The sequence below is a fragment of the Klebsiella quasipneumoniae subsp. quasipneumoniae genome (assembly GCF_020525925.1).
In the GTDB taxonomy this organism is placed as follows: domain Bacteria; phylum Pseudomonadota; class Gammaproteobacteria; order Enterobacterales; family Enterobacteriaceae; genus Klebsiella; species Klebsiella quasipneumoniae.
On the sequence record NZ_CP084876.1, the window covers coordinates 3,058,906 to 3,075,673 of the forward strand.

The window sequence follows — 16,768 nt, forward strand, 5'->3', positions numbered from 1 at the left end:
GTCGCTTTTGCGCGGCGTGATATGTGCAAATAACAAAAAATAAGCCTGCATTTATCATGGAAAAAAACGCTTCTCTGCCGTTTGGCAGTTTCAACTCATTGGCATTGTTTACGGGTCTGTGTCTGGGGGCCGCGCCGGCAACCGGCATGGCAGCGGAAAAATCAGTCAAAAATAATGAAGAGACGCTGGTGGTGGAAGCCGCCCCGCCTTCGCTTTATTCTCCCGGGGCCTCCGCCGATCCCAAGTTTAATAAACCGCTGGTGGATACCACTCGCACCATCACCGTGATCCCCGAACAGGTCATTAAAGATCAGGGCGTCACCAACCTGACTGACGCCCTCAAGAACGTCCCTGGCGTCGGGGCGTTTTACGCCGGGGAGAATGGCAGCTCAACCACCGGGGACGCCATCTTTATGCGCGGCGTGGACACCTCCAACAGTATTTATGTGGACGGCATTCGCGATATCGGCAGCGTGACGCGGGATACCTTCAATACCCAGCAGGTGGAAGTCATCAAAGGGCCCGCCGGCACAGACTATGGCCGCAGCGCCCCCTCCGGCTCGATCAATATGATCAGCAAACAGCCGCGTCTTGACTCCGGGATCGACGGTTCGGCCAGCATCGGCAGCGCCTGGTCGCGCCGGGGTACCCTTGATCTTAACCAGGCCTTCGGCGACAACGCCGCGTTTCGCCTCAACCTGATGGGCGAAAAAACCCACGACGCCGGCCGGGATAAGATTGAGAACGAGCGCTATGGCATCGCTCCGTCGCTGGCCTTTGGCCTCGATACGCCAACCCGTCTGTATCTGAACTATCTCCACGTCCGGCAGAACAACACCCCGGATGGCGGGATCCCCACCGTCGGCCTGCCGGGCTATTCGGCGCCTTCGCCGAAGTATGCCGCGCTCAATTCCGCCGGTAAGGTCAATACCAGCAATTTCTATGGCACCGACTCCGATTACGATAAATCCACCACCGACAGCGGCACCCTGCGCTTCGAACACGATCTGACGGACAATACCACCGTGCGCAATACCACCCGCTGGTCGCGGGTGAAGCAGGAGTATCTCCTGACTGCGGTGATGGGCGGCGCGAGCAATATCACCGCCCCCGACATCAATGACGTCAACACCTGGAGCTGGTCACGGCTGGTTAATACCAAAGATGTCAGCAACCGCATTCTGACCAACCAGACCAATATCACCTCGACCTTCAATACCGGCTCGATAGGCCATGACGTCAGCGCCGGCGTGGAGTTTACCCGGGAAAACCAGACCAACTATGGCGTCAACGCCCTGACCGCCCCGGCGGTGAATCTCTATCATCCGGTGAGCAGCCTGTCGATTGGCGGGCTGGACAGAAACGGGGCGAACGCCAACGGCCAGACCGATACCTTCGGCATTTATGCCTTCGATACGCTGGCGCTGACCGATCGGGTTGAGGTCAACGGTGGGCTGCGTCTCGACAGTTACCATACCAAATATGACAGCGCCACCGCCTGCGGCGGCAGCGGACGCGGGGCTGTCGCCTGCCCGCCAGGACAGTCGACCGGCAGCCCGGTCACCACTGTCGATACCGCCAAATCCGGTAACCTGGTTAACTGGAAGGCCGGAGCGCTGTATCGCTTAACCGAGCAGGGCAATATCTACGTCAACTATGCCATCTCGCAGCAACCGCCGGGGGGCAGCAGCTTCGCGCTCGCCGCCAGCGGCAGCGGCAACAGCGCCAACCGGACCGACTTTAAACCGCAGAAGGCGAAATCCAGCGAACTGGGCACCAAGTGGCAGATCCTCGACAAGCGCCTGCTGCTCAGCGCGGCGTTATTCCGTACCGATATTGAAAACGAAGTGGCCGCTAACGATGACGGAACCTGGTCGCAATACGGCAAAAAGCGCGTGGAGGGGTATGAGCTCTCCGCGACCGGGAACCTGACACCTGACTGGACGATCATCGCCGGCTACACCCAGCAGCATGCCAAGGTGACAGAGGGGCAGAATGTGGCGCAGGATGGCTCTTCCGCGCTGGCCTACACCCCGAAACATGCCTTTACGCTGTGGACGCAGTATCAGGCCACCAGCGATTTGTCCGTCGGCGGCGGCGTGCGCTATGTCGGAAGCCTGCGCCGGGGCAGCGATGGCGCGGTGGGTACCCCGGATCATACCGAGGGCTACTGGGTCGCCGACGCCAAACTGGGCTATCGGGTCAACAGCAACCTCGATCTGCAGCTCAATATGTACAACCTGTTTGATACCGATTACGTGGCTTCGATCAACAAGAGCGGCTATCGCTATCATCCGGGCGAACCCCGTACCTTTATGCTGACGGCGAACGTCCATTTCTGAGTCTGTACGTGGGGCCATCGCGCCCCACCTTTTTGAGAGGACACCGCAATGATGTATCACATTCCTGACGTGCTAACGGCGGACCAGGTGGCTGAATATGCCCGCCTGCTGGCGCAGGCCGAATGGGTTGACGGGCGGGTTACCGTCGGCAGCCAGGGGGCGACCGTCAAGCAAAACCAGCAGATCGATACCCGCACGCCGCTGTACGCCCGTCTGCAGGCCGCCGTACTCGACGCGCTGCGCGGCCATCCGCAGTTTTTTTCCGCCGCGCTGCCGCGGACGATTTCCGCACCGTTGTTTAATCGCTACGGGCCGGGGGAGACCTATGGCTTTCATGTCGATGGCGCGGTGCGTCAGAACGGCGAAGCGGGCTGGATGCGGACCGATTTATCGGCGACGCTGTTTCTCTGCGAACCGGAAAGCTATGAGGGAGGCGAACTGGTCATTGAAGACACCTATGGCCAGCATCGGGTGAAGCTCCCGGCCGGGCATCTGGTGCTCTATCCCGCCAGCAGCCTGCACTGCGTCACCCCGGTCACCCGCGGCGTACGCCAGGCCTCTTTCCTGTGGATCCAGTCGATGGTCCGCGACGATAAGCAGCGCGCGATGCTCTACGACCTGGACCGGACGATTCAGTCGCTCAAAACTCGCTATGGCGACGGAGAAGAGGTGCTCTCCCTGCTCAATATGTATCACAACCTGCTGCGCCAGTGGACGGAAGTGTGATCCGCAGGCGAAGGGGTATCGCAGGGAGGAGTGAGGAGGCAACAAACTGGCCGTCCGCTGGCCAGTTTGCAGCAGGCGTTAGAACCGATAGCCTGCGGAGAACATAAACACCCACGGATCCAGGCGGGTGCTGACTTTCTGGTCCACGCCGCCGGCTTTGAATTTCACATCGGTATCGATATCCATGTACCACACCGACATATTCAGCAGCCAGTCACGGTTAATCAGGTAATCGAGGCCGACCTGCCCTGCCGCGCCCCAGGAGTCCTTCAGGCTCAGATCGGAAAGCCCGGCCGCCTTGCCGTTATCGTTAAAGTCTTCATTAAAGAAGGTGGTGTAGTTAATCCCCGCTCCCACGTACGGGCGCACCTTGCTTTGCGCATCGCCAAAGTACCACTGCGCCATCAGGGTGGGTGGCAACTGATGGACGGTGGCGATGGTGCCGGTTGGCCCGGTACCAACCTTATGGCGGAACGGCGTTGCCGCCAGCAGTTCCACGCCGATGTTATCGGTCGCCATATAGGTAAAGGTTAAACCCAGCTGAGTGTTGTTACTGACGTTGAAACCGCCAAGGCTGCCTAACACATTGTCAGAGCCCTCCGTCGGTCGGACGGTGGCGGTCCCGGCGCGAATGAAAAATTCACCCGCTTCATGCGCCCAGACGCTGCCGGTGGAAAGAGTGCTTAGAATTAATGCCGCCGCTGCTAACTTCTTCATATCCACTTCCTCATTATGGTTTTTCAGCGCGGCCAAATATACCTATAACGAGTTACGTTTGATCTGTTTTAGATCACACTAAAACCTTAGATTTAACATTTATTGATCCAGATTAATTTTTGATACCGATCGCAATACGCTGAATCCTTCACACATCAATTTTCACTTTTCGCGAAAAAAATTATTTCTGCCCCTCTTGCCGCCGCTGAGGCGGCTGGATAAGTTAACTGCCGACAATCTGTGTTGATGCGTTTTTTTCAGGTGTAATTATGAGTGAAATCAACCCGTGCATGACGTGCGGTGCCTGTTGTGCGTATTTTCGTGTCTCTTTCTACTGGGCGGAAGCCGACGACGCGGGTGGCCTGGTGCCCTCCGCGCTGACCGAGCCGCTAACCCCTTTCCTGCGCTGCATGAGCGGCACCAATCAACGCCAGGGCCGCTGCGCGGCGCTATCGGGCGAGATCGGCGACGCCGTCCACTGCACTATCTATGAAAACCGTCCCTCGCCATGTCGCGAATTCGCCATGTCCGGGGAAGATGGCGAGGAAAACGACGCCTGCAACCGGGCGCGAGCGCGCTATGGCCTGCCGCCATTGCGGCCTCTTTACAAAGATATACCTGCCCTGACCGGCGCAGAGAGTGCTACGACGGAACGATTTGCGGTACAATCGCCGGCTAGTTAACACCTGCGACACTCAAGGAGAATGCATGTCTATCACGGCGAAGTCCGTCTACCGTGACACCGGGAATTTTTTTCGTAATCAGTTCATTACCATTTTGCTGATTGCGCTGTTGTGCGCGTTCATTACGGTAGTACTTGGCCATGCCTTTTCACCCAGCGACGAGCAGCTGTCGATACTCAGCGAAGGCGATAACCTCGCCGGTAGCGCAGGCCTGTTCGAGCTGGTGCAGAATATGACGCCGGAGCAGCAGCAGGTTCTGCTGCGCGCCTCGGCGGCATCGACCTTCTCGGGTCTGGTGGGCAATGCGATCCTCGCCGGCGGCGTCCTGCTGCTCATCCAGCTGGTCTCTGCCGGTCATCGCGTCAGCGCTCTGCGCGCTATCGGCGCCTCGGCGCCGGTGCTGCCGAAGCTGCTGCTATTGATCCTCTTCACCACCTTCCTGGTGCAGATGGGGATGATGTTAGTGCTGGTGCCCGGCGTCCTGTTGGCCATTGTGCTGGCCTTTGCGCCGATCATGCTGGTGCAGGACAAAATGGGCATCCTCAGCGCCATGCGCAGCAGCATGCGTCTGGCCTGGGCCAATTTGCGGCTGGTGGCGCCGGCCATTATCGGCTGGCTGGTGGCGAAAACCCTGCTGCTGCTGTTCGCTTCCAGCTTTGCCGTGCTGACGCCGAACGTCGGCGCGGTGGTCATCAACACCATCAGCAACCTGATTTCCGCTCTGTTGCTGATCTATTTATTCCGCGTGTATATGCTTATCCGTAGCTAATTTTAACCTGGACCGGGAAATTTCCCGGTCCGTCCTGACAGACGGGATCGATGTATGAAGCAGTTTCTGGATTTTTTACCGCTGGTGGTCTTCTTCGCCTTCTACAAGCTTTACGATATCTACGCCGCTACCACGGCGCTGATTGTGGCGACCGCCATCGTGCTGATCTACAGCTGGGTGCGCTACCGTAAAATCGAAAAAATGGCGCTGATCACCTTCGTGCTGGTGGCCGTCTTCGGCGGATTAACGCTCTTCTTCCACAATGATGAGTTTATTAAATGGAAGGTGACGGTGATCTATGCGCTGTTCGCCGGCGCGCTGCTGTTCAGCCAGTGGGTAATGAAAAAGCCGCTTATCCAGCGCATGCTGGGTAAAGAGCTGACCCTGCCGCAGCAGGTCTGGTCGCGTCTAAACCTGGCGTGGGCGGCGTTTTTTATCCTCTGTGGGCTGGCTAATATCTATATCGCCTTCTGGTTACCGCAGAATATCTGGGTTAACTTTAAGGTCTTCGGCTTAACCGCCCTCACGCTGGTCTTTACCCTGCTGAGCGGGATCTACATCTACCGTCATATGCCGCAGGACGACCACCACTAATTCCCCGGCAGCCTGCGCCCGCCTCCGCGGGCGCTATCCCCTATTCTCTCTCCGCCGTTTTCATAGTAGCATCCCGCTGATCGTCTTTGACCACAACAGAGTAGAGCATGACAACAACAGATCTCGCCCCGAAGGGCGAAATGGTTTTACGCACCCTGGCAATGCCGGCGGATACTAATGCCAACGGGGATATTTTTGGCGGCTGGCTGATGTCGCAGATGGATATCGGCGGCGCCATTATGGCCAAAGAGATCGCCCAGGGTCGCGTGGTGACCGTGCGCGTGGATGGGATGACCTTTTTACGCCCGGTGGCCGTGGGCGACGTGGTGTGCTGCTATGCCCGCTGTGTGAAGCGCGGCAATACCTCGGTAACCATCAACATCGAAGTGTGGGTGAAAAAAGTCTCTTCAGAACCGATTGGCCAGCGCTACAAGGCGACGGAAGCGCTGTTTATCTACGTTGCCGTCGATAATCAGGGTAAACCACGCCCTCTGCCGGCGGAATAAGATGGCGCCCGGCTAACCGGGCACCTGGCTTAGAGAAAGCCCAGCAGCGAGAAGAAGAAGTAGCCGATGACAATTACGATCACCGGCAGCACGTACAGCGGGAAATACTGCACCAGGATCGTATGTCGCGGTACCACAATGCGTTCGGCGAGCTGCTCGCGAGTTAACCCTTCCGCGCCTTTCGCCTGCTCGAGGATCAGCTGATCCTCAATCCCCTCGCGGAGAAATTTCGCCTGCCGCGCCATCCGCGCGCCGGAGGCCTGCAGCGCCATACCGACGAACACCAGAATGAAGATAATCCAGAAGCCGATGTTCAGACTGTGGTGAAAATCCGGCAGCGGTGAGTTGTACCAGAAAAAGTTCAGGAACGGTGTGTTAAAGCGCATCATCTCAATCATGACGTGCGCAAAATCCATCATTACCGCGTCAATGCCGGGTTTCTTTTCACTGTGCTCATACATAAATTTGAGGACAGAAATCAGCGTCGACAGCACGGCGGGAATAAAGATGACCCATCCCAAAATACGTTTGATGACCGCAATGCGTCCAGCTTGTTGGTACGTCATGAGTTCCCCTTGTTAAAGACGCGTTAGTGGTTCGCCTGCCACCCGTGGCGTGGCGCAGGCGCTCCTCGCTTACCCGAATGTGTCGGGTATAAGTCTATCTTCCACGGCGAATTTCGCCCAATAACGCGCGGTATGATATACCATGAATGCCGATTCGTTTATCTGATTACGCAACAGGAGAAGGACATATGTCAGCGAAGCGCCGCGTTGAGGCTGCGATTTTTGATATGGACGGGTTGCTGATTGACTCTGAGCCGCTTTGGGATCAGGCGGAGGTCGAAGTCATGGAGAGCCTGGGGGTGGATACCCGCCGCCGCGATGAACTGCCCGACCTGCTGGGTCTGCGAATCGACCTGGTGGTGGATCTGTGGTACGCGCAGCAGCCGTGGCGCGGCGTGGACCGCGCGGAAGCCACCGCGCGCATTATCCGTCGCGCCATCGAACTGGTGGAAGCCTCACGTCCGCTGCTGCCGGGGGTGCGCGAGGCCGTGGCCCTGTGTAAAGCCCAGGGGTTAAAGGTTGGGCTGGCCTCAGCCTCGCCGCTGGTGATGCTGGAGAAAGTGCTCAATATGTTCGAGCTGCGCGATCAGTTTGATGCCCTCGCCTCGGCGGAGCATCTGCCCTGGAGCAAACCGCACCCGCAGGTGTATCTCAACTGCGCCGCCGCCCTCGGGGTCGACCCACAGCGCTGCGTCGCGCTGGAGGACTCGGTCAACGGCATGATCGCCAGCAAAGCTGCGCGCATGCGCGCTATCGTGGTGCCGGAAGCGGAGAACAGCCGCGACCCGCGCTTTGTGCTGGCGGACGTCAAGCTGCCGTCACTGCAGGCCCTGACCGTCGAGGCGCTGCTCGGGTAAGGCCGCTGGCGGCTGACGCGATCGCCGTCACGCCGCCGGCAACAAAATCAAAACACCGTTTCATTTTAATTGTAATTTTGTTTTCCTGCCTCTATGCTGGGCACAGGTGGCGTCATCGTACGCCTGAAGATCAGCACGCAGAGGTGAATATGGTACTGAACGCCTTCGACCTGACGGGTAAGGTCGCCATCGTGACCGGTTGCGATACCGGCCTGGGACAGGGAATGACGCTGGGCCTGGCGCAGGCCGGATGCGATATCGTCGGCATCAATCGCAAAATCCCCCACGACACGGCCGCGCAGGTTGAGGCGCTGGGCCGCCGCTTTCATGCCATTCAGGCGGATCTCAGCCATCAGGATGATATGACCGTTCTGGTCGACCAGGCGGTGGCGACGATGGGCCGGGTCGATATTCTGGTTAACAACGCCGGGATTATCCGCCGCCATGACGCCCTGACCTTCACGGAAAGCGACTGGGACGCGGTCATCGATCTGAATTTGAAAGCGGTTTTCTTCCTCTGCCAGGCGGTCGCCAGGCAGTTCATTCGCCAGGGTGAAGGCGGGAAAATTATTAACATCGCCTCGATGCTCTCGTTTCAGGGCGGGATCCGCGTCCCCTCTTATACCGCCTCGAAAAGCGGCGTGCTGGGTCTGACCCGCCTGCTGGCCAACGAATGGGCTGGCCAGGGTATCAACGTCAACGCCATTGCGCCCGGGTATATGGCCACTAATAACACCCAGGCGCTGCGCGAAGATGAAGAGCGTAACCAGGCAATCCTTGAGCGTATCCCCGCCGGTCGCTGGGGGGTGCCGGGTGACCTGCAGGGGCCGGCGGTGTTTCTCGCCTCGTCCGCCGCCGACTATATTCATGGCTATACCCTGGCCGTCGACGGCGGATGGCTGGCGCGCTGAGAATTTGTGACAAAGAGTTACACCGTCACCTCTTCCGTGCACTGTATAAAAACCCTATACTGTATGAATCGACAGTTTAGGGTGTGTTATCATGACGGCGGAAGGCCATCTCTTCTTTTCAATCGCCTGCGCAGTATTTGCCAAAAACGCAGAGTTAACGCCGGTGCTGGCGCAGGGCGACTGGTGGCATATTGTGCCCTCCGCGGTCTTGACCTGCCTGCTGCCGGACATCGATCACCCAAAGTCGTTTCTTGGCCAGCGGCTGAGCTGGATCTCCAGGCCCGTGGCGCGGGCCTTTGGCCACCGCGGCTTCACCCACAGCCTGCTGGCGGTGTTTGGCGCGCTGACGCTATTCTACCTCAAGGTGCCTGACAGCTGGATTGTCCCGGCGGACGCCCTCCAGGGCCTGGTGCTGGGCTATCTCAGCCACATTCTCGCCGATATGCTCACCCCCGCCGGAGTGCCGCTGCTATGGCCCTGTCGCTGGCGCTTCCGGCTGCCGATCCTTGCGCCGCGCAAAGGCAACCAGCTGGAGCGCGCCTTATGCATGGCGCTGTTCGTCTATGCCGTCTGGATGCCGCAGACGCTGGCGGACAACAGCGCGATACGCTGGTCTTCCGGGGTGATTAATTCCCTGCAGATCACCTTCAATCGCTTCATAAGTCACCAGAGTGGGCGATAAACCGGCAGAAAACGCCATTTGGTTATAACCCATTCCATTTGAATATAAGTCCTTGATAACGCCTTCTGCTAACCTTGCGGTCATAAGAGCTGGTTATCCACCAGCCCAGGTTATAAAAATATCAGGAGAACGGGGATGAACTTTCCATTAATAGCGAACGTAGTCGTGTTCGCCGTATTGCTGTTTGCGCTGGGGCAAACTCGCCATAAACAGTGGAGCCTGGCCAGGAAGGTCCTGGTCGGCCTGGCGATTGGCGTGATCTTCGGTCTGGCGCTACAGCTGATCTATGGGTCTGACAGCCAGGTGCTGAAAGACTCCATCCAGTGGTTCAATATCGTCGGCAACGGTTATGTCCAGCTGCTGCAAATGATCGTTATGCCGCTGGTCTTCGCGTCAATCCTTAGCGCCGTGGCCCGCCTGCACAATGCCTCGCAGCTGGGGAAAATCAGTTTCCTGAGCATCGGTACTCTGCTGTTCACCACCCTGATCGCCGCCCTGGTTGGCGTGCTGGTGACCAACATGTTCGGCCTCACCGCCGAGGGGCAGGTCCAGGGCAGCGCGGAGACCGCCCGTCTGAACGCCATTCAGAGCAACTATGTGGGTAAAGTGGCCGATCTCAGCGTCCCGCAGCTGATCCTCTCCTTCGTGCCGAAGAACCCGTTTGCTGACCTCACCGGGGCTAACCCGACCTCGATCATCAGCATCGTCATTTTCTCGGCCTTCCTCGGCGTCGCAGCCCTGAAGCTGCTGAAAGAGGATGTGGAAAAAGGCCAGCGCGTACTGACCGCCATCGATACCCTGCAGGGCTGGGTGATGAAGCTGGTTCGTCTGGTGATGCAGCTGACCCCTTACGGCGTGCTGGCGCTGATGACCAAAGTGGTTGCCGGGTCGAATCTACAGGATATCATCAAGCTTGGCGGCTTCGTGGTGGCCTCGTACATCGCGCTGGGCATCATGTTTGTCGTTCACGGCCTGCTGCTGGCGATTAACGGCATCAGCCCGCTGAAGTACTTCCGTAAAGTCTGGCCGGTGATCACCTTCGCCTTCACCAGCCGCTCCAGCGCCGCCTCCATTCCGCTGAACGTGGAAGCGCAGACCCGTCGTCTCGGCGTACCGGAGTCGATTGCCAGCTTCTCCGCCTCCTTTGGCGCCACCATTGGTCAGAACGGCTGCGCCGGTATCTACCCGGCCATGTTGGCGGTGATGGTCGCACCGACCGTAGGCATCAACCCGCTGGATCCGATGTGGATTGCCACCCTTGTGGGCATCGTCACCGTCAGCTCGGCGGGCGTCGCCGGGGTGGGCGGCGGGGCCACCTTCGCCGCGCTGATCGTCCTGCCGGCGATGGGCCTGCCGGTGACCCTCGTGGCGCTGCTGATCTCCGTCGAACCCCTGATCGATATGGGGCGTACCGCGCTGAACGTTAACGGCTCCATGACCGCCGGGACGCTGACCAGCCAGTGGCTGCGCCAGACCGACAAGTCGATTTTCGATAGCGAAGAAGAGGCCGAACTGGCGCATCGCTAAACGGTAAGCACAAAAAAACCGCTGATAATCAGCGGTTTTTTTATTTCTGCAGCAGATTCAGGCTTCAATCTCACCTTCCTGACGCACCTGGTTAGCCCAGCGCTGCGCCGACTCCGGCACGCTGAACGCCGGTGAACGGCGGAAATGCTCCCCCATCAGCAGAAAGGCGACATACTTCCCGCGCAAAATCCAGACATCGCGAAAATGGTCCATTTTCACGGCATGTTCCGGGGGCGCAGGCTCCACGCGCGGCACGTAGCTAATGACAGGGCGATTTTGTTGGCGCAATGGTTTCATAACAAATGGATTCACTAAGCAAAGCGGGAAACAGAAACCTCTATCATAGCCGATCGTGGCCCCGTTCGTCGCCCCCCTGCCGCCGATGCGCATTTTAGGATAACTCCCTGCCCCCTCGCCGGGCGCAGCCAGCGTAATGTTCTATAGTTAGAAGGGTTTTGGTTTATCAACGACCACTTTTAGCAATGAAAGCAGGAGACGAGCAATGTCTGATAAGCACCCAAACCCGCACCACCAGCAGGCACCGGTTCACGGCAGCGAGGAAGCGCAGCCGGGTCTCGACTCGCTGGCGCCGGATGATCGGGAGTGGCGCCCCACGCCGAAACCCACCGCCCCTGGCGCTGAACCGACCGCCCCTGGCAGCCTGAAAGCGCCTGATACCCACAGCAGCAAACTTGACGCCCTGGAGCCGCAGCGCAAAGGCGGAGAAGACTATCCGCTGACCACCAACCAGGGCGTGCGCATTGCCGACGATCAGAACTCGCTGCGCGCCGGCGCCCGCGGCCCAACGCTGCTGGAAGATTTCATTCTGCGGGAGAAGATCACCCACTTCGACCATGAGCGAATTCCGGAGCGTATCGTACATGCCCGCGGCTCAGCGGCCCACGGTTACTTCCAGCCCTACAAAAGTCTGACAGCGTTGACCAAAGCCGATTTTCTCTCGGCAGCCGATAAAATCACCCCGGTCTTTGTGCGCTTCTCCACCGTGCAGGGCGGCGCGGGGTCGGCGGACACCGTTCGCGATATTCGCGGCTTCGCCACCAAGTTTTACACCGACGAGGGGATTTTTGACCTCGTCGGCAACAACACCCCGGTCTTCTTCATTCAGGACGCGCTGAAGTTTCCCGACTTTGTTCACGCCGTGAAGCCTGAGCCCCACTGGGCCATCCCCCAGGGACAAAGCGCTCACGACACCTTCTGGGACTACGTTTCCCTGCAGCCGGAAACGCTGCACAACGTGATGTGGGCGATGTCCGATCGCGGCATCCCGCGCAGCTATCGCACCATGGAAGGCTTCGGGATCCACACCTTCCGCCTGATCAATGCCGAGGGCAAAGCCACCTTTGTTCGCTTCCACTGGAAACCGGTCGCCGGCAAGGCGTCGCTGGTGTGGGATGAAGCGCAGAAGCTGACCGGCCGTGACCCCGATTTTCATCGCCGCGATCTGTGGGAGGCCATTGAAGCCGGGGACTACCCGGAATTTGAGCTCGGGCTGCAGCTGATCCCCGAGGAAAACGAATTTGATTTTGACTTCGACCTGTTAGATCCCACCAAGCTGATCCCTGAGGCGCTGGTGCCGGTGCAACGGGTCGGCAAAATGGTCCTCAACCGCAACCCGGACAACTTCTTTGCCGAGAACGAACAGGCGGCCTTCCATCCCGGGCATATCGTACCGGGCATCGATTTCAGCAACGATCCGCTGCTGCAGGGGCGTCTCTTTTCCTACACCGATACGCAGATTAGCCGCCTCGGCGGACCGAATTTCCATGAAATCCCGATCAACCGGCCAACCTGCCCGTACCACAACTTCCAGCGCGACGGTATGCACCGGATGGAGATTGACACCAACCCGGCCAACTACGAACCCAACTCGATCAACGACAACTGGCCGCGCGAGACGCCGCCAGCCGCCAAACGCGGCGGTTTCGAGTCCCTTGCCGAGCGCGTCGACGGTGAGAAGATCCGCCAGCGCAGCCCTTCATTCGGCGAATATTACGCCCAGCCGCGTCTGTTCTGGCTGAGCCAGACGCCGATTGAGCAGCAGCATATTATCGATGGCTTCAGCTTCGAGCTCAGCAAAGTGGTCCGCACCTGGATCCGCGAGCGGGTGGTCGATCACCTGGCCCATATTGATACCCGGCTGGCGGAAGCGGTCGGGGCGAATTTAGGTATTGAACTGAGCGATGAGCAGCGCAGCCTCACTCTGCCCTCCCCGGTCAACGGCGTGGAGAAAGATCCCACCCTCAGCCTCTATGCGGACGCCGAAGGGGATGTGAAAGGTCGCGTGGTGGCGGTGCTGCTCAATGAGCGTACCTCGGCGCAGGACCTGGTCCATCTCCTGCAGGCGCTACAGGCCCAGGGCGTGCACAGTAAACTGCTCTATTCGCGGATGGGCGAGGTCATCGCCGACGATGGTTCTCCCGTGCCGATCGCCGGCACCTTCGCCGGTTCCCCATCGCTGACGGTGGATGCCGTGGTGGTGCCCGGCGGCGACCTCAGCGCCCTGAGCCAGAGCGGCGATGCGCGCTACTACCTGCTGGAGGCCTATAAGCACCTGAAGCCGATCCTGCTGGCAGGCGATGCGCGGCAGTTAACGTCGGTTCTCCAGGTCCCGGCCCAGGGCGAAGAGGGCGTCATCGTTACCGATGCTCTCGACACCCCGGCGGCAGATAAACTGCTCGCCCTGATGACGGCCCACCGGGTGTGGTCGAGAAGCCCGAAAATCGCCGCTATTCCGGCGTAGCAAAAAGCCCGGCACGGTGTGCCGGGCTTGACTCACTTTCCTTTCCCCCGTCGGGCTTACACGTCGCGGTAGGTTCCCAGGCGATAACCCCGGTCGGCCACCGCCGCTTTCAGCGAGGCAGAGGTCAGCACATCAAGCTCGCCCAGCCGCGGGTAGCAGTAGGCGCTGCCCATGATGGTCTGGTCGACAAAGGCCGGATGACACATCACCTCCAGGGAGCGCTCCTCGCGGGCGATTGAGGCGTCCAGCGTCTGCAGGAACAGCGCCTCAGAGACGGCTTCCCCATAAAACTCGCTGCTGAAGCCTGCGCTGCTGCGCGCCGCCTGCTGATCGAGACCGCTCTGCGCCGCCACCTGGCGATCGATGCGCAACGCGATGCCCTTGTCGCGGGCAAAAGCGGCGACGATGGGATAGATCGGGGCGATCATATGCACATGGTGATGGCTGTCGAGATGCGTCGGCTCATGGCCGAAGAGATCGATAAAACGACGGTACTGACACGCCAGCTCATGGGCAATCTCCTCCAGCGGCAGGGTATCTTCTTCCGCCTGCTGCCAGATCCATTTGCCCAGCCGGCCGTCGCGGGTTAACCCCGGCATGGCCGACAGCGGTTCGCCCAGCGTCAGCACAAAGTGCATCCCGACCGCCAGCTCCGGCGTACTGCGGCTCAGCTGGGCGGCGTGGTCAATAGCCGCGCCGTTGACCAGCGCCGTAGTCGATGTCACCACGCCGTTGCGGCAGGCTTCGATAATGCCGTAGTTCTGCCCTTTACTGAGGCCGAAGTCGTCGGCGTTGACGATCAATACGCGTTCCATTTGCCGCTCCCGTTACGCTTTCAGTTTTTCGATCGTCGCCGCAAAGTTCGGCAGCCATTTTTCATGAGCCAGAATCATCTCCCGCGCCAGCTGCTCGGCGTCACGATCGGAATGGATCAGCGGGCTTAAGTTCAGCGCCAGCAGCACGTCGTTCAGCTCGCCGCTGATCGCCGCCTGGCTGGCCGCCACTTCAAACCCTTTGATGGTGTAGATAAGCCCCAGCACCTTCTCGTCGAAATGGGTGATGCGCGGCGTCGGCTTCGCGCCATCGCGACCTAAGGTGCAGCTCATCTCGACCGCCCAGTCCGCCGGGATATTATCGATATGGCCATGATGCGGGATATTCACATAGTGCTCAGTCTGCTTGTCGTTATAGATAGCGTTGATCACTTCGCAAGCGGCATCGGAGTAATAGGCGCCGCCGCGCTGCTCCAGCTCCTTCGGCTTGACCTTGAGATCCGGATTTTTATACAGCTCGAACAGCTGCTTCTCCACCTTCTGCACCACCTGGGCGCGCGCGCCGCCCTTATAGTACTCGCCCATCTCAATCGCCAGCATCTCTTTTGGCTTAAAGTAATAGAGCAGATAGGAGCATGGGATCAGGCGCAGGGAGCGGATCAGCCCCTCGCTAAACGGCAGGTCGAAGATATTTTTTACCGAGTTCGCGGTCAGGCGGCCGGAGGCAACGCCGTCCAGCAGTTCATCGAAGCGCGAGACGCCGTTAACCAGCACATCGCGGACGAACACCAGGTGGTTCAGACCGAACAGGTCGATGTTCAGCTCATCGCTCGGGCTGAGCTGCAGCACGTCGGTGATGAACATCTTCATGCCGATGGGAATGTTGCACACGCCGATAAAGCGTTTGAAACTGGTGTGGCGATAGACCGCCTCGGTGACCATGCCCGCCGGGTTGGTGAAGTTAATGATCCATGCGTCCGGGCAGATCTCCTGCACATCTTTCACGATGTCGAAAATCACCGGGATGGTGCGCAGCCCTTTAAACAGCCCGCCCGCCCCGTTGGTCTCCTGGCCAAGATAGCCGTGGCTCAGCGGGATGCGCTCATCTTTTTCACGCGCCTTCAGCTGCCCCACCCGCAGCTGGGTGGTAACGAAATCCGCGCCCTGCAGCGCCTCGCGGCGGTTCAGCGTTTTATAAACCTTCATCGGCACGCCGGCTTTTTCCACCATCCGCTCGCACAGCGCATGGATAATATCGAGCTTCTCCTGGCCCTCTTCCACATCCACCAGCCACAGCTCTGTCACCGGCAGTTCATGATAACGTTTCAGAAAACCTTCCAGTAATTCCGGGGTATAGCTGCTACCGCCGCCAATGGTGACGACTTTTAATTTCTGGCTCATTTTTTTCTCCCTTAGGCGCTGCGCCTGGGCGCAGGCCGCTCTCCGCATAAATGCGGACAGTTAACTTAAATTAGTTACGGTGTAAGCCGGGCGGCTAATACCGCGCGGGTTTAATTAATACTGGTCAAATGTTTGCGATAACTGCTCGGCGTAAACGAGGTCAGCTTTTTAAAGGTTTTAATAAACAGGCTCGGGCTGCTGTACCCTGATTCATAGGCAATATCCGTCACCGAATAGTTGGTAATTTCCAGCTGCTTTTTGGCAAAGTTGATACGGATATCGTTAATTATCTGCATCGGCGTTTTACCATAATAGCGCTGGGTCGCCCGGGTTAAATACTCCTGCGTTTTGCCCGATAGCCGAACCATATTCTCGAGGGCGCTCTCGCCAAACTCCAGTTTATCGTGCATGGCCTCAACGGTATTTTTTAACCATTGTGGGACGACGTCTGCAACCGGCTCTTCGCGATAGTGACGTAAACGGTTAATGACATAAAAGGAGACCAGCTCGATAAATTCGTCAAATTCCGTTTCGCGAAAATTGAGTGAGGCGATGACCGACTCAATATAGCCGAGAAAAGCGCTCTGCACGGCATAGACCTGCGACGCCACCAGGCCAAACGGCAGCAGCGGCAGATAGTGTTTCTCAAAGAAGCGCCTGCTGATGCCGACGTTAAGGATGCGCGTCGCACCAAATTCGTAGAAGCTCTGGTGGTGCGAGCCCATCGGGATAAAGACAAAATCCCCGCGCTCCAGCAACACCCGTTTGCCATTGATCTCCTGGTAATAGCGCCCGGTTAATACGACGGTAAATTCGTAGTAATCATGCTGGTGGAGCCCGCTCACGCTTTCCGTTTTGTTATAGATGACCACATGAAAGTTCTTCCCGTTGAACAACTGCTGTTCTCTGGCGGTACTGATCTCGGTGGTCATCATCCTGGGCTGCCTCATCGT

General features: G+C 58.6%; 17 protein-coding genes. 11 read left to right on the forward strand and 6 right to left on the reverse strand.

What is annotated here, in order from left to right:
• Positions 1–56: 56 nt before the first annotated feature.
• Both LGM20_RS14860 and ybiX read left to right on the forward strand, forming a co-directional pair.
• Positions 57–2,342, forward strand: a complete 2,286-nt coding sequence (locus tag LGM20_RS14860) for a catecholate siderophore receptor Fiu (protein WP_023289315.1) — start codon at positions 57–59, stop codon at positions 2,340–2,342.
• 48 nt (positions 2,343–2,390) lie between these two features.
• On the forward strand, positions 2,391–3,068 hold the full coding sequence (gene ybiX / locus LGM20_RS14865; RefSeq protein ID WP_044522433.1) for a PKHD-type hydroxylase YbiX: 678 nt from the start codon (positions 2,391–2,393) through the stop codon (positions 3,066–3,068).
• Positions 3,069–3,146: 78 nt separating this feature from the next.
• On the opposite strand, the gene ompW is transcribed toward ybiX, so the two are convergent.
• Positions 3,147–3,785: an outer membrane protein OmpW gene (gene ompW, locus LGM20_RS14870; RefSeq protein WP_023289313.1), complete on the reverse strand. Its 639-nt coding sequence runs from the start codon at positions 3,783–3,785 to the stop codon at positions 3,147–3,149.
• Between the two features lie 269 nt (positions 3,786–4,054).
• On the opposite strand from ompW, the gene LGM20_RS14875 reads away from it, so the two are divergent.
• From LGM20_RS14875 to yciA, 4 genes are all read left to right on the forward strand, one after another.
• Positions 4,055–4,468: a YkgJ family cysteine cluster protein gene (locus tag LGM20_RS14875; protein WP_023289312.1), complete on the forward strand. Its 414-nt coding sequence runs from the start codon at positions 4,055–4,057 to the stop codon at positions 4,466–4,468.
• 25 nt (positions 4,469–4,493) lie between these two features.
• Entirely contained in the window at positions 4,494–5,237 is a 744-nt protein-coding gene (locus tag LGM20_RS14880; RefSeq protein WP_023289311.1) for a YciC family protein, read from the forward strand.
• 54 nt (positions 5,238–5,291) lie between these two features.
• Positions 5,292–5,831: a septation protein A gene (locus LGM20_RS14885; protein ID WP_004203842.1), complete on the forward strand. Its 540-nt coding sequence runs from the start codon at positions 5,292–5,294 to the stop codon at positions 5,829–5,831.
• A 107-nt stretch (positions 5,832–5,938) separates the two neighbouring features.
• The gene (yciA, locus tag LGM20_RS14890; protein ID WP_002901629.1) at positions 5,939–6,337 is read left to right on the forward strand and encodes an acyl-CoA thioester hydrolase YciA; all 399 of its coding nucleotides are present in this window, start codon (positions 5,939–5,941) and stop codon (positions 6,335–6,337) included.
• A 29-nt stretch (positions 6,338–6,366) separates the two neighbouring features.
• Here yciA and LGM20_RS14895 read toward each other — a convergent pair whose 3' ends face one another.
• Positions 6,367–6,903 (reverse strand): YniB family protein, encoded by a 537-nt coding sequence (locus LGM20_RS14895; protein WP_023283571.1) that lies wholly within the window; start codon positions 6,901–6,903, stop codon positions 6,367–6,369.
• Between the two features lie 188 nt (positions 6,904–7,091).
• Here LGM20_RS14895 and hxpB point away from each other — a divergent pair, with 188 nt between their 5' ends.
• The 4 genes from hxpB (at position 7,092) to LGM20_RS14915 (ending at position 10,880) form a co-directional block, all read left to right on the forward strand.
• On the forward strand, positions 7,092–7,760 hold the full coding sequence (gene hxpB, locus LGM20_RS14900) for a hexitol phosphatase HxpB (protein ID WP_044522429.1): 669 nt from the start codon (positions 7,092–7,094) through the stop codon (positions 7,758–7,760).
• Positions 7,761–7,909: 149 nt separating this feature from the next.
• The gene (gene kduD, locus LGM20_RS14905; RefSeq protein WP_044522428.1) at positions 7,910–8,671 is read left to right on the forward strand and encodes a 2-dehydro-3-deoxy-D-gluconate 5-dehydrogenase KduD; all 762 of its coding nucleotides are present in this window, start codon (positions 7,910–7,912) and stop codon (positions 8,669–8,671) included.
• Between the two features lie 91 nt (positions 8,672–8,762).
• Positions 8,763–9,353: a metal-dependent hydrolase gene (locus LGM20_RS14910; protein ID WP_023289309.1), complete on the forward strand. Its 591-nt coding sequence runs from the start codon at positions 8,763–8,765 to the stop codon at positions 9,351–9,353.
• 135 nt (positions 9,354–9,488) lie between these two features.
• Complete coding sequence (locus LGM20_RS14915) at positions 9,489–10,880, forward strand: L-cystine transporter (RefSeq protein ID WP_044522426.1); 1,392 nt, start codon at positions 9,489–9,491, stop codon at positions 10,878–10,880.
• Positions 10,881–10,937: 57 nt separating this feature from the next.
• Here the strand turns inward: LGM20_RS14915 and cedA are convergent, their stop codons facing one another.
• On the reverse strand, positions 10,938–11,177 hold the full coding sequence (gene cedA, locus LGM20_RS14920) for a cell division activator CedA (protein WP_004151919.1): 240 nt from the start codon (positions 11,175–11,177) through the stop codon (positions 10,938–10,940).
• Positions 11,178–11,382: 205 nt separating this feature from the next.
• On the opposite strand from cedA, the gene katE reads away from it, so the two are divergent.
• Positions 11,383–13,641 (forward strand): catalase HPII, encoded by a 2,259-nt coding sequence (gene katE, locus LGM20_RS14925; RefSeq protein ID WP_023289306.1) that lies wholly within the window; start codon positions 11,383–11,385, stop codon positions 13,639–13,641.
• Between the two features lie 56 nt (positions 13,642–13,697).
• Here the strand turns inward: katE and chbG are convergent, their stop codons facing one another.
• The 3 genes from chbG to chbR form a co-directional block, all read right to left on the reverse strand.
• Positions 13,698–14,456: a chitin disaccharide deacetylase gene (chbG, locus tag LGM20_RS14930; RefSeq protein ID WP_032452530.1), complete on the reverse strand. Its 759-nt coding sequence runs from the start codon at positions 14,454–14,456 to the stop codon at positions 13,698–13,700.
• 12 nt (positions 14,457–14,468) lie between these two features.
• Positions 14,469–15,815 (reverse strand): 6-phospho-beta-glucosidase, encoded by a 1,347-nt coding sequence (locus LGM20_RS14935; protein ID WP_044522424.1) that lies wholly within the window; start codon positions 15,813–15,815, stop codon positions 14,469–14,471.
• 110 nt (positions 15,816–15,925) lie between these two features.
• Positions 15,926–16,750, reverse strand: coding sequence for a transcriptional regulator ChbR (gene chbR / locus LGM20_RS14940; RefSeq protein WP_004203825.1), 825 nt, complete (start codon positions 16,748–16,750; stop codon positions 15,926–15,928).
• Between the last annotated feature and the right edge of the window lie 18 nt (positions 16,751–16,768).

Coding starts and splice junctions, on each gene's coding strand:
- chbR (WP_004203825.1), bottom strand. CDS start 16,750: ATGATGACCACCGAGATCAGTACCGCCAGAGAACAGCAGTTGTTCAAC.
- ompW (WP_023289313.1), bottom strand. CDS start 3,785: ATGAAGAAGTTAGCAGCGGCGGCATTAATTCTAAGCACTCTTTCCACC.
- kduD (WP_044522428.1), top strand. CDS start 7,910: ATGGTACTGAACGCCTTCGACCTGACGGGTAAGGTCGCCATCGTGACC.
- LGM20_RS14860 (WP_023289315.1), top strand. CDS start 57: ATGGAAAAAAACGCTTCTCTGCCGTTTGGCAGTTTCAACTCATTGGCA.
- chbG (WP_032452530.1), bottom strand. CDS start 14,456: ATGGAACGCGTATTGATCGTCAACGCCGACGACTTCGGCCTCAGTAAA.
- yciA (WP_002901629.1), top strand. CDS start 5,939: ATGACAACAACAGATCTCGCCCCGAAGGGCGAAATGGTTTTACGCACC.
- ybiX (WP_044522433.1), top strand. CDS start 2,391: ATGATGTATCACATTCCTGACGTGCTAACGGCGGACCAGGTGGCTGAA.
- LGM20_RS14875 (WP_023289312.1), top strand. CDS start 4,055: ATGAGTGAAATCAACCCGTGCATGACGTGCGGTGCCTGTTGTGCGTAT.
- LGM20_RS14885 (WP_004203842.1), top strand. CDS start 5,292: ATGAAGCAGTTTCTGGATTTTTTACCGCTGGTGGTCTTCTTCGCCTTC.
- LGM20_RS14935 (WP_044522424.1), bottom strand. CDS start 15,815: ATGAGCCAGAAATTAAAAGTCGTCACCATTGGCGGCGGTAGCAGCTAT.
- LGM20_RS14895 (WP_023283571.1), bottom strand. CDS start 6,903: ATGACGTACCAACAAGCTGGACGCATTGCGGTCATCAAACGTATTTTG.
- cedA (WP_004151919.1), bottom strand. CDS start 11,177: ATGAAACCATTGCGCCAACAAAATCGCCCTGTCATTAGCTACGTGCCG.
- LGM20_RS14880 (WP_023289311.1), top strand. CDS start 4,494: ATGTCTATCACGGCGAAGTCCGTCTACCGTGACACCGGGAATTTTTTT.
- LGM20_RS14915 (WP_044522426.1), top strand. CDS start 9,489: ATGAACTTTCCATTAATAGCGAACGTAGTCGTGTTCGCCGTATTGCTG.
- LGM20_RS14910 (WP_023289309.1), top strand. CDS start 8,763: ATGACGGCGGAAGGCCATCTCTTCTTTTCAATCGCCTGCGCAGTATTT.
- hxpB (WP_044522429.1), top strand. CDS start 7,092: ATGTCAGCGAAGCGCCGCGTTGAGGCTGCGATTTTTGATATGGACGGG.
- katE (WP_023289306.1), top strand. CDS start 11,383: ATGTCTGATAAGCACCCAAACCCGCACCACCAGCAGGCACCGGTTCAC.